This is a genomic window from Parabacteroides sp. AF21-43 (genome assembly GCF_003635435.1).
GTDB classification, from domain to species: Bacteria; Bacteroidota; Bacteroidia; order Bacteroidales; family Tannerellaceae; genus Parabacteroides; species Parabacteroides distasonis.
Genome location: NZ_QTMG01000031.1, coordinates 57,078 through 70,042, shown reverse-complemented (window position 1 = coordinate 70,042; position 12,965 = coordinate 57,078). Strand labels below are relative to the sequence as shown.

The window sequence follows — 12,965 nt, the reverse complement described above, 5'->3', positions numbered from 1 at the left end:
TTTTATAATAGTGTTGCGGAATTAAGGATTATTTATTTGTTATAATAAATTTATTGTTACATTTGCATTTGTCCGAACCTTAATTTCCATGTTGCTATAAATCTATTGCGAATTAATTATATGTAAGTTAAACAAAAAAAGAGTGTGTCTATGAAGAAGTTGACTTATCTTTTACTTTGCCTAGTTTTAGGCATTGGATTGGCCACAGCTCAGACGAGGAAAGTGACAGGTACTGTTATTTCCGCCGAAGACAGTGAACCGATTATTGGTGCGTCTGTAATAGTCAAGGGTACTACTACAGGAACAGTAACGGATTTTGATGGTGCGTTCAGTTTGGATGTACCAAGTTCCGCGAAGACTCTGGTAATTTCTTATGTGGGTATGATTGCTCGTGAGGTTCCGGTACAAGATGTGTTGAGGGTAGTCCTTCAGTCTGGTACCCAGAATCTTGAGGAGGTTGTCGTAACTGCGATTGGTATGAAAAAGCAGGAAAAGGCGTTGGGCTATGCAGCCTCTACTGTGAAGAGTGAAGATTTGAATGCCGCTAAGTCTGGATCAGTGATGTCAGGCTTGACTGGTAAGGTTGCGGGTTTGAATATTACTAGCGGTGGTGCTACAGGCTCTTCTCAGAAAGTAATCGTGCGTGGTATCAGTTCTTTCAGTGCTAATCAACCTTTGTATGTGGTGGATGGTGTGCCTATTATGAATGATTTCCAAGGTGAGGATTCTTTCTCTAACTCCGTGGATTTTGGTAACCAAGCTAATGACATTAACCCAGAGGATGTTGAGTCTGTAACAGTCTTGAAGGGTGCTTCCGCTACTGCCCTTTATGGTAGCCGGGCTGCTAATGGTGTTATCATGGTGACAACAAAACGGGCTGGGGCTGAGAAGCTTTCTGTTACGTACGATGGTTCATTTATGGGATCTAGCGTATTGCGTGTTCCTCAAACACAAGATCGTTTCGGACAAGGATGGGGATCTTTCGGACCTATGGAGAATGGTTCTTGGGGACCGGTTTTGGATGGTCGTGATCATATCTGGGGACCTTACTCAGACGGCTCAGAAGGTTTATTAACTCCGCTTTCTAAGCCTTTCTCGTATGTAAAGAACAATCTTCGTGATTTTTATGAAACTGGTTTTGAGACGAATAATAACGTCTCGATTCGTATGGGTAATGATAAACTTGGTTTTGTTGCCTCCTATGGTAATGTGAAGTCTGACGGTGTATTACCGGGTGACGCTGATTCATATGCTCGTAATACAATCTCGTTAAGAGGTAATATGAAATATAAACGTTTTTCTGCGGAATTAAACTTGAACTATGTCCGTAAAGATATCACACAAGCTGCTGCTGGCCAAGGAGATGATGGTGCAACGATGTTTTCTGAAATTTTGCAACATGCCGTGGATGTAGATATTAGCTCAATGAAAGATTATACGAATCCTTATTTTAATACGGATAACTTCTATACAGCTTATGCGGAGAATCCATATTGGGTGTTAGATCATAATCGTAATAAATATCAAGACGACCGTGTCTATGGTAAGATCGAGCTTGCTTTTGAGATTATGAAAGGTTTGAAGGCGGTTGGACGTTTAGGTGGTGACTTTACGAACGCTACTCAAAAGAGATGGAATGAAAAAGTGACTTTCGCTTCAGGGTCTTGGAGTGAATTAGGTGGTAAGAAGCAGCAGCCCGGTACTTATACGGAACGTCGTGACAAGGTGGAGCAAATTGATGCGACCGCTTTCTTAAACGCGGATTATAAAATCGGTGAGGATATCGCTTTGAATGGTATGATTGGATGGAACTTGAATCAACAAACGAGTTCTTATTTGAAATCTTATCTGTATGGTTTGGAGCAACCGGGATGGTTTAACCTAGCGAATGGTGTTGATAAGCCCATGACTACGACTTACTCTGATAGACGCCGTTTGGTTGGTTTGTTCGCTCAAGGTGAGTTTGGTTACAAGAATTTCTGGTTTGTGAATGCTTCTATTCGTAACGACTGGTCATCTACTTTACCTCAAGGAAATAATAGCTTTTTCTATGGTGGCGTGAATACTTCATTGATCATCACGGATATGTTTGAGGATTTGAAATCTGATTATCTGAATTTCTTGAAGGTTCGTGCAGCTTGGGGACAGACTGGTAACGATGCCCCGATTTACCGTACTAGCAGTTATTTTACACCGACTCAAATCAGTTTAGGTTTTGGAGATTTATATTTACCTATTAATAATACATTAGGCTTGACAGAGTATAATCGTTTGCCGAGTATGGATCTTCGTCCGGAGATCACGACAGAATGGGAGTTCGGTTTAACAACGCATCTGTTTAACAATCGCTTGGATATTGATGCTGCTTATTATAATAAGAGTACGAAAGATCAGATAATATCTGCTAGTCTGGCTCCGGAGTCTCGCTATACGTCTATGACCCGCAACGTAGGTAAGATTGCGAATCAAGGTGTCGAGTTGGCAGTGAATGGCATTCCTGTTCGTACGAAAGATTTCGAGTGGGGATTAGGTTTTACTTTCAGTAAGAACTGGAGTGAGGTGAAAGAGTTATGGGATGATGTAACTGAGTATAAATTGACAAGTTCCTATCAAGTGGATTTCGTTGCGGAAGTAGGTCAGCCTTTGGGCGTTTTCAAGGTTCCGGCTTTGGCCACGACCGATGATGGTAAGGTGATCGTTGATAATAACGGTATGCCGACAATTGATGCTAGCAAGAAAGAGATCGTAGGAACGTCTACTCCTAATTTCTTGATGGGCTTTAATACGCATTTCACATGGAAAGGGATTACTTTATCAGCGGTATTAGATTGGCGTAATGGCGGTGAGTTCTATTCATATACCTCTCAATTGCTTACATTTGCCGGAAACTCTACTTATACGGTGTTTAATAATCGTGAACCATTTGTGGTTCCTAATTCCGTGAAAGTCGTAAATGGTCAATACGTAGAGAATGATATACCTATCGTACATTGGGGAGGTGCTTCTAGCGCTGTTAATACCTACTATAATAACGCCTCCAACTACGCTCAGTATAGAAATTGGATTTTACCTAAAGATTACTTGAAATTAAGAGAGATTACACTTTCTTACTCTTTGCCGAAAGCATGGTTGAAACAAACCCCATTCTCTATGGTTCAAGTTAGTTTGATCGGACGTAATTTATTTATGTGGACCCCGAAAAAGAACAACTACGTAGATCCGGAAGGTACGAATTATGGTAATGACATCTTGTCTGAAATTGGTGAATTTGGTGCGGCTCCGACAAACCGTACGTTTGGTGGTGGTATTAAAGTCGTATTATAATAAGTAACTTTAAAAAGTAAAGATAGTATGAAAAGAAACAATTTAATATATACAGGACTGGTTAGCTGCTTGTTGATGGCGACTACAGCTTGTTCCGATTATTTGGATATTAACCAGAATCCGGAATATCCAACGGAAGCCTCTTCTTCTACTTTGCTTCCTTCTGGTATCGCAGGAGTAGCAAGTATTGTAGGTGGTACTTACGAATTATATGGTAGCATGTGGTCTCAGCAATGTACGCAGGGACATACATCCAACCAGTATAATACATTGGTTAACTATACGATAACTAACGCATCCGATTCTCGTTTGTGGTCTATACCTTATTCAATAGCACTGCCAGACTTGGATTTGGTTATCAAAAGCTCTGAATCGGCTCAAGAATGGAATTATTGGGTAATGGGTAAGACTATGACTGCCTTTATGTATCATATCCTAGTGGACTCTTATGGCTCTATTCCTTTTACAGAAGCTATTCTTGGGAATGAGAATACTACACCGAAATATGATGACAGTAAGACTGTGGTTTATCCGGGATTATTAGCGATGTTGGACGAGATTATCGCTAAAAAAGCGGAAGCTACCGCAGGTGGTTTGCCTTCGGTTACAAAACAAGACTTGGTGTTCGCTGGTGACGTGAATAAGTGGATTCAATTTGCGAAGAGTTTAAAGCTAAAATTGTTGATGCGTGATTTCGATACGAATAAAGCTGCTATCAAGGCATTGCTTGACGAAGGAGATTTGCTGAGTGTAGACGCTAAGATGGACTGTTTTCAAGATTTGGAAAATAAATCAAATCCATTGTATGAGAATGACCGTCGTAAATTGAATTCAACTGTAAATATTCGTGCGTGCGCTACGGTTTGCGATTATTTGAAAAAATATGAGGATCCTCGTTTAAATGATTTTTATTCACCTAATACGGATGGCTCCGGCGAGACAACAGCTTTGAAGTATGGTGACCGCCCAAACTCGGTAGCGGTAACAACTCGTATGATCTCTGTGGCTAAGCTAGGTCCTACGGATCCTGTTTATTTTATGTCTGCTGCTGAGGTAGCGTTCCTGCAAGCGGAAGCTTACGCTCGTTTGAATGATGTGGCTAAAGCGAAAGTGGCTTATGAGCAAGGTGTGAATTATGCGTTTGAACGTTGGGGGTATTCTGCTGCCGAGTTTATTTCGGAAGGTGCACCTTATGCTTTCAATAGTGCAGACCAAAATTCAATGCTTACCTCTATTTTGACCCAGAAGTGGATCGCTTCCACTCGCTGTCAAGCATGGGACGCATGGTTTGATATCAATCGTACCGGTATTCCTGTTTTAGGGACAAAGCATGTGGATGAGGAAGGATATATTTGGGGGCAGTTGACTCCTTGCATTGGTTCTGCGTTGGCTCCGGGTGAATATCCTCGTCGTTTATTGTATCCGAAGTCATCTTCAGACTATAACCCTAATACTCCGGCGGTAGTTCCGTTAGCGGAAAAACAATGGTGGCATAAATAAACGGGAGTTATAAATGTATATTAATCAGAAAAGCTTTTTGAATATGAAACAGATAAATAAATTACTGGTTATCTTATTAGCGTTGGTCACCTTTTCTTCTTGTGAGACTTATGGTGATTACGAGATAGAATACACGGCTATTTACCCTTTATGTGGCGAATGGGTAGTTAATGTTACAGGTGAGGATGGTGGTGTCTTGGCGGAAGGTGTGACCTGCAATACTTACAATACGACTGATGATGCCACGGATAAGATGTGGATAAAAATGAGTGTTGCCACAAACGACTGGGGAGTACGTGGCAAGATTCATTGTGATGTAGCTTCTAAATCTTTTGATGGGGATGGTATCGCTAATCTGCTCCATGCGGATGATGGTATAAATTCTACTGTAACCTTCAATATCTCTGGTAAAGTAATTGTGGATGGTTATACTACTCAAGCCAATACAAAAGTGGATGCCATTGAATTTACCTTGACTCAAAATGGAAAGTCGATGACGGTTAAAGGATTCCGTAAAACAGGTTGGGAAGGTGAGGATTATTGATATGATTTAATATCTTGAAAAGTAGGAGAGGCCTGCCATGTATTTGGCAGGCCTTTTTTATTTACTTTGATATATGGTTTTTTATTAGTTGGTAATCCGTGATAACAAACTTTTAGTTTGTAGATTGTGCTACAAAGAACTTATTATTGTTCCTTCGTGTTTACAATCAGATAATATATAAATGTATCATGGAAAAAGTAATTTACAACTTAGTGTTTAATCGAAAAAAGCAATTGAATGCGGAAGGAAAAGCTTTGATTCAAGTAGAGGCCTATTTGAATAGGCAAAAGAGGTATTTTTCAACGAAGGTTTATGTGAAACCTTGTCAATGGGACAACAAGAGACGTTCCATAAAGAATCATCCGAATATGGATGCGTTAAACCTGTATCTTCAGAACTATGTTATGGAGTTGGAGAGAGATGAGCTGGAGAAGAGACAAGCGAATAACGGTTTTTCGTTGAAGGATCTGCGTGAGGAGGCTTCTTCGACATCTACGTCTTCCTCTTTTCTTGTTTTCATGCGTGAGGAGATTTTACATAGTAATTTGAAAGAATCGACATTAAAAAACCATTTGTCCACTTTGCATGTTCTATCCTTATATAAAAAGGACGTTCTGTTTAAGGATATTAATTTCAATTTCTTATGCGATTTTGAATATTTCTTATTGAAGCAGGAGTATCATCGAAATACGATCGCTAAACATATGAAGCATTTGAAACGATATATCAACTTGGCGATTAATAAGGAGTTGTTCGAGTTGCACAAATATCCATTTCGAAAATATAAGATTAAATATCAAGAGAGTAAGCGTACTCATTTAACGCCTGAGGAGTTAGGCCGTTTGGAAAACTTAAAGCTGGACGGGCAGCGTACATTGCGCCGGTGTCTGGATATGTTTTTATTTAGTTGCTACACGGGATTACGTTTCTCAGACATAGTAAGTATAACGAAAGAGAACTTTTTGATTATTGATGATAAGGTTTGGCTGGTTTATTCATCGGTGAAGACAGACGTGAGTGTCCGTTTGCCGCTATTCCTCTTGTTCGAGGGTAAATCTTTACCTATCTATGAGCGATATAAGAATGCGCCGAGAACCCTGTTTGGTGTTCCCTTATCCTCTAATTCAAACGTGAATAAGCAATTACGCCGAATCAGCCAATTGGCAAGTATTGATAAGAAGGTCTCTTTTCATACGGCTCGGCATACGAATGCTACCTTATTATTATATAATGGAGCAAATATAACTACGGTACAAAAGTTGTTAGGGCATAAAAGCGTTCGTACTACTGAGATCTATAGCAATATCATGGATATGACGATTGTCCGCGATCTTGAGAAGATTGAGACACGATTGAAGTTCGGCTAGAGTGTGGATTTATAAGAAAGGAGAAAAATATCATTAAGATATTCTTCCCCTTTTTTGAATGTTGTCACTCGTTATGCTTTTATATATTGATTAGCGAGTTCCGCCAGCCCACCATACGTTTTCGGTAAACACATACTGACCATCGCCATAAGCAGCTTGTATATTAGGATTAGTCGTAGTATCATCATTACCATACGGACATCTTAACGGGAACTTACCCGGATTTTGCAAGCCATAAATATCCTCACCCAAGCTCTTCAAACGACGTACGTCATTATAGCACTCGGTAGACTCTCCATCTGCGTTCCAGAAAGAAATATATTTCTGAATCATCGTCTCTTTCAAAGGATTAGCATCGAATAAGGGAGCGACATTCTCATCAAAGTAAGAAGCGGCCTCCTCCGGTGTCACCTCGTTTGTTACATTCAAGAAACCTCCCCAATAATCAGAAGCGAGGGCAGACTTGATATTAACCTCCATATTAGCCATACCTGCGACAACAGCCTCTTTCAACACTGCTTTTGCCTCATCCTTACGATTTAAACGACACAAAGCCTCTGCCTTCAAGAACAATACCTCATGATAACTTAAGATGTGAGTCGGAGCGGTTTGAGCTGCACAGAACATGGAAACAGTATATTCTAACTGACTTTGCACTAAATCACCATTATGAGCAAGATTCAATAATGGATCATCCTTAGAAGCAATCATCGTTTGGCTGTTAGCCTCCACATAGCAACGTCTGATACGCGGATCATTACGCTCATTCAATTTATCAAACATACTTCGGCTGGCTACCTCACCTAAACGAGAATAGAATACTCCGAAAAATGGGTTGATATTAACACCCACACCATACATAGCATAGCTACATTGCTCGGCTGCCGAGGTGTACGACTTGGAAACATAATCCAACACCTTTTCCATATCGCTCTTAACATCAGCGCTACGTCCCATCAAGCGCATTGTATAACGAGCCTTCAAGCCATAAGCTGTCTTTAGCCAAGCCGAAGCGTCACCTTTATAAATCAAATCTTGATTAGACAGGCTCGTCAGATCTGATTTCTGAAGATCTTCAATTGCGGCATCCACATAGGCCATGATATCCTTATAAATCTCCTCTTGTTTATCGATAGCGGGAGTCATAGATACTGTATAGTCACAAGCCTCTTTCCAAGGTGTATCACCATACATATCTGTCAAGATCGCCAAATTGTAAGCTACGAAAAGTTCCGCAATGCCTTTTGTTATGAAGTTCTGCTCTTCTTCTGCGATTTTGACTGAGGTCAAAGCATCTTTCAGTGTCGAATAGGTTCCCCCCCATGAGTTATTAAAGGTAGAAGCCGATGTACAAGAAGAACGGGTTTCCGCATAGTAGAATTGATTATGCGAACCTGTCTCATGTTCCACATACATACCACCATATAAATTGAAATCGCCGCTAACCACGCTAAACGCAGTCGAAGTCATGACATCCGTAAGGATCATCTTTGCGGGAACTGCTGTGGTATGATTATGATCTTTGTTGATCTCATCCATCTTATCCTCAGAGCAAGAGACCAAGGCTGCGGTGAAAACAACTCCCGTCAATAATTTTTTTGAGATATTTTGAAGTTTCATCTTTTGTTTCCTTTATTAGAATTTCACATTTAAACCGAAGCCATAGCTCGAAGCACCCGGCATAGAAAAGCGCTCGAAGCCACCGCCCATATTATTATTACCTTGAGAAGCCTCAGGATCCAAACCTTTCAACTCAGACCAAAGAATGATATTTCTGGCAAAAACATTTAAGTTCACGTTGATTCCATTCTTATCCCATATCGGATAACTAACGGACAACTCACGTAGTTTCAAGAAACCACTGTCATAGATACCAGCTTCGGAAATAAGCGTCATGCGGTCATAATATGATAAAGCGTCTTCGCCTTTGATATCTATGTCATTAGCTACATAGGAACCATCTTCCAACTGCTTTACAGCCGGATGACTAAAACGGAAAGTCTCGGCCGTACGACTTTCAACAGACTCCATACTTGTACCATAATAGTTCAACGTGTTCAATGTACCGCTATACATCTGTCCACCACATTTCCAATCGAACGTAGCACCGATACGGAATTTGTAGATCTCAAAATTAGTATTGAAACCCAAGAGGAAATCCGGGGAAACCTTACCGATCACACCCTCACTACCGATCTGAGGCAAGCCATCTTCGTCTACGACAATGTCACCGTTGTCATTACGCAAGAAAGTCGTACCATAGATTACAGGGAATTTATCGCCAATATTCGCACGTACCTGCGGATCAACGAAACCTCCCAAGAAAATACTCTCTACACCCGGAGCCAGCTCATCTACGTAGTTATCGATCTTAGAGAAGTTAAATGCCATATCCCATTTAAAATTCTTCGTATTGATCGGATTGATTCCCAACGTAATCTCATGAGCGTTCGTATGGATAGCGCCACCATTGGTTACTAATTCTGCAGAGCCTGTAGAACCAGCCAAAGGAACCTCAAATATCTGATCTTTCACATTCTGCCGAGAGAAGGTATAGTTCAATGAGAACAGACCATTCAAGAAGGTCAAATCCACACCTAACTCATAAGACTTCGTGTTCTGAGGTTTCAAATTCGGATCATACACACGAGCATATGGAGTGAACGCCGTAATTCCACTCATAGGATATTGTATAGGAGTAGAACCATAAAAACCACCACCGTAAACAGGTGTAGTATAATAAGAATCATAATAATCTCCAGCCTGTCCTACTTCGGCGTAAGAAGCACGTAATTTACCATAAGTCAAGACATTATTCTTCAATGGTTCTAATTCTGTGAAAATCCAGCCCAAGGAAACAGATGGATAAGTGAATGAGCGGTTGTTACGAGGCATATTAGATACGATATCGTTACGAACAGTTGCGTTGAAGTAAACCATGTTAGCGTAAGACAATGAAATGCTAGCAAAGTTACCAACTGTGCGTTTCCGGCGTAATGACTCGGATGCTACCATAGTTGTAGCATTATCTATATGATTCCAACCCGGGAAGTTATAGTTCGCTCCATAAGACTCGTAAAATTTCCGCTGATTCTCTACCAATTCATTACCAACAAGGGCATCGAACAACCAATCTTCATTGATATTCCAAGTATATGCAGCGGTCAACAAAGAGTTCAACTCCGTGATTGAATATCCATAGTGATCAATCTCTCCATAACCATTTGCATGTCCATAACCCCAAGAATCCGTATAATTAGTCGTATAAGAGTCCACACCCAACTGATACTTGACATCCAATTTGTGATTATCGGTATTGAACTTCGTAGAATATTTCAAATAAGTATTTCCAAAGAAACGTTGTGAACGTTCCAAGAACTCGTTGTTATCTACCGCCCAATAAGCTCCGTCAAAACCTGATGTGCTACGGAATGTATTTTGTGTATACGGGTCACCCTCAACATGACTTGGGATACCGGCTAAATCGTAGCTAGAAGGAGCTCCGTAAACAGTAGCTAAGATTCCATTATTGGCACTAGACTGCTTGCTGATCTTCGAATTTACATAGGTACCGGTAAATCCAGTAGACCAGTTCTTGTGTAATTGAGCTTCGGCACTCATTTTTGCGTTGTATCGGTCCATGCCTGTATTTGGAATAATACCATCTTGCGTAGTATTACCGATCGAGAAGGAATAGTTACCTTTATCAAAAGCTTGAGCTACATTCACGGAGTTACTCCATGTCGTACCCACGTTGAAGAAATCCTTGATATTGTCGTAAGCTTGTGGTTGAGCCCAAGGGTCTAATCCCGCAGCGGCCCGCTGAGGTACATAATACATACCTTCATGTTTACCATATTGCTTGGTAAACTCATTATCCGTATTTCCTCCATAAGTCGGATCGTTAGGCAATTCGCTGATTAGTGGTCCCCAAGAAGTTGAAGCATACGGGCTATACTTGCCATTTGTACCTTGCGCATACACTTTTTGGTATTCAGGCATCGTTGAAACCTTATCAAAAGATAAGCTGGTATTAAAAGCGACCTGAGGTTTACCTTTACTGGCTCCCTTTCCACTTTTGGTCGTAATGACAATTACTCCATTTGTTGCACGCATACCATACAAGGCAGATGCGGCCTGTCCCTTTAATATATTAATGCTTTCAATATCGTTTGGGTCGATATCCACCGCACGAGATGCAAAGTCCGTACCGGAAACAGAACTACCGGTGTCCACATCAGCCGTTGAAGCGACAGGCATACCGTCAATCACATACAAAGGAGTATTATCCCCTGTAAAAGATCTGGAACCACGAATTGTGATCTTAGAAGAGGCACCCGGCATACCGGAAGAAGGAGAGATCTCCACTCCAGAAACCTTACCTTGTAATGCGCCAGACAAACTAGTATTAGCTCCTTTCGTCAGCTCATCCGCTTTCACATCTTGAACCGCATAACCTAAAGCTTTCTTTTCCTTTGAGATACCCATAGCCGTAACCACGACCTCATCCAAGTTCTGGGTATCGGCTAATAGTTTTACATTTACATTAGAAGTGGCCGCAACTTCTTGAGATTTCATACCGATGTATGAAATAACCAATTGTTTACCATTCGCAGGTACTTCTAGTTCAAAGTTTCCATCAAAATCCGTGACTGTTCCCACGGTTGTCCCTTTTACGATAATAGAGGCACCGATCACCGGCTCTCCATCTTCCCCAATTACCTTACCGGTAACCTTCGAGGTCTGTGCTGAAACCACACCTGCACTCAATGCAAGAAATAGTATCACAGAAGTCAACTTTTTCTTCATAAACACACTTATTTATTAACTATATTCTGATTCTCCGCAAACACACCTAATATTTTTAGTATATTAGCGCTCAAAAAGCAGGGATTATGAACATATTCAGTTTTACGGCTCATTTCGGTTCGGAGGAAGATTGTCGTTTGCATTTCAAGGAGCAGCGTGATAAGGAAGGGGTTGTCTGCAAGCGATGCGGGGGCACTTCCCATTATTGGTTACAGGGTAAATGGAGTTATGAATGCAAAGGTTGCCGTTTCCGCACCTCGTTGCGCAGCGGTACGATCATGGAGAGCTCCAAGCTGCCGTTTCTGGTGTGGTACAAAACGATGTTCCTGATGAGTTGCACAAAAAAGGGATTCTCCACCAACGAACTCCAGAAGCAATTAGGATTGAAGCGTTACGAACCGGTATGGGCGATGGTACACAAACTCCGCAGGGCGATGGGCAACCGGGATGCAAGGTATACACTGGAAGGGATGATAGAACTGGATGAGGGTTACTTTTCGGTGGCCAGTAAGGAAATCGAGCGAGGCAAGGGTACACGTGGCCGGGGAGCCGAGGGAAAGCAGAACGTTGCGGTGATGGCCGAAAGCACCCCGTTGGAAGATATCGAAACGGGCAAAAAGGAGAAGCATGTGCGTTATTTCAAGGCCAGGGTACTGGATAGCCATCAAAGTGAAGGAATCAACGGCGTGGTCAGGGACTGCATGGAGGATGATGCCATCGTATTTTCGGACAAAAGCACTTCTTACGTTGACATCTCCGATCTGGTGGAATTGCACGTCACCGAGAAATCAGACGCCAAAACCACCAAGGAAACACTCAAATGGGTGCATATCGCAATCAGTAATGCAAAACGGACATTGCTGGGCAACTACCATAAAATCAAAAGGAAATACTTACAGTTGTATCTCAACGAGTTTATTTACAAATTAAACAGACGGTATTTTGGAGACAAACTCTTTGACAGACTAGTAATTGCGAATATAACAGGTGCATAAACGGATAATCAGAAACTATATACTTAAAAATGTTTTCTCTGCATTTTAATGGTTGATTAACTAAGTTCATACAGAACTACTCCATTTTATGTTTTACGACATACCTATTAAATGAAAAACGGTTGCAAAACTATAAATTATACCTGAAAAAAACAACAAATTATTATTATTGTGATATATTTCCTTTGTTTTCTTAATTGTTAAATCTGTCAATTTGCAATATAACCACTGTCTAAATCGACTCAGGTGACATGATCGTATCACAAATCAATGAGTTATCGCTGCCGATAGTTTCTTTTTGACAAATAAAAAAATTATTTTTATCTTAATTTTATCGTAACAAATAGTGAGCTTACTCTTTATAGGCATGATATTGGACTTGATATCAACTTATTCTGGATATTTTATAGCATATAGCTTATCACT

General features: G+C 40.8%; 7 protein-coding genes. 5 read left to right on the top strand and 2 right to left on the bottom strand.

Translation table 11 applies throughout. The annotated features are described in order from the left end of the window. Window positions 1–150: 150 nt before the first annotated feature. From DWX84_RS18050 to DWX84_RS18035, 4 genes are all read left to right on the top strand, one after another. Window positions 151–3,324 carry a SusC/RagA family TonB-linked outer membrane protein gene (locus DWX84_RS18050; RefSeq protein ID WP_008778503.1) on the top strand — a complete coding sequence of 1,058 codons (3,174 nt, stop codon included), beginning with the start codon at window positions 151–153 and terminating at the stop codon, window positions 3,322–3,324. A gap of 27 nt (window positions 3,325–3,351) precedes the next feature. Beyond that, a complete protein-coding gene (locus DWX84_RS18045; RefSeq protein WP_048928378.1) occupies window positions 3,352–4,824 on the top strand; it encodes a SusD/RagB family nutrient-binding outer membrane lipoprotein in 1,473 nt (490 codons plus the stop codon). A 43-nt stretch (window positions 4,825–4,867) separates the two neighbouring features. Next, window positions 4,868–5,368: a lipid-binding protein gene (locus DWX84_RS18040; RefSeq protein ID WP_008771702.1), complete on the top strand. Its 501-nt coding sequence runs from the start codon at window positions 4,868–4,870 to the stop codon at window positions 5,366–5,368. 188 nt (window positions 5,369–5,556) lie between these two features. Next, window positions 5,557–6,735 carry a site-specific integrase gene (locus DWX84_RS18035; protein ID WP_005855634.1) on the top strand — a complete coding sequence of 393 codons (1,179 nt, stop codon included), beginning with the start codon at window positions 5,557–5,559 and terminating at the stop codon, window positions 6,733–6,735. Window positions 6,736–6,825: 90 nt separating this feature from the next. Here the strand turns inward: DWX84_RS18035 and DWX84_RS18030 are convergent, their stop codons facing one another. Then, window positions 6,826–8,355, bottom strand: coding sequence for a SusD/RagB family nutrient-binding outer membrane lipoprotein (locus DWX84_RS18030; RefSeq protein ID WP_048928381.1), 1,530 nt, complete (start codon window positions 8,353–8,355; stop codon window positions 6,826–6,828). 15 nt (window positions 8,356–8,370) lie between these two features. Next, entirely contained in the window at window positions 8,371–11,544 is a 3,174-nt protein-coding gene (locus tag DWX84_RS18025; RefSeq protein ID WP_048928382.1) for a SusC/RagA family TonB-linked outer membrane protein, read from the bottom strand. 86 nt (window positions 11,545–11,630) lie between these two features. Here DWX84_RS18025 and DWX84_RS18020 point away from each other — a divergent pair, with 86 nt between their 5' ends. Then, window positions 11,631–12,539, top strand: coding sequence for an IS1595-like element ISBbi1 family transposase (locus DWX84_RS18020; RefSeq protein WP_005807145.1), 909 nt, complete (start codon window positions 11,631–11,633; stop codon window positions 12,537–12,539). Window positions 12,540–12,965: the final 426 nt, after the last annotated feature.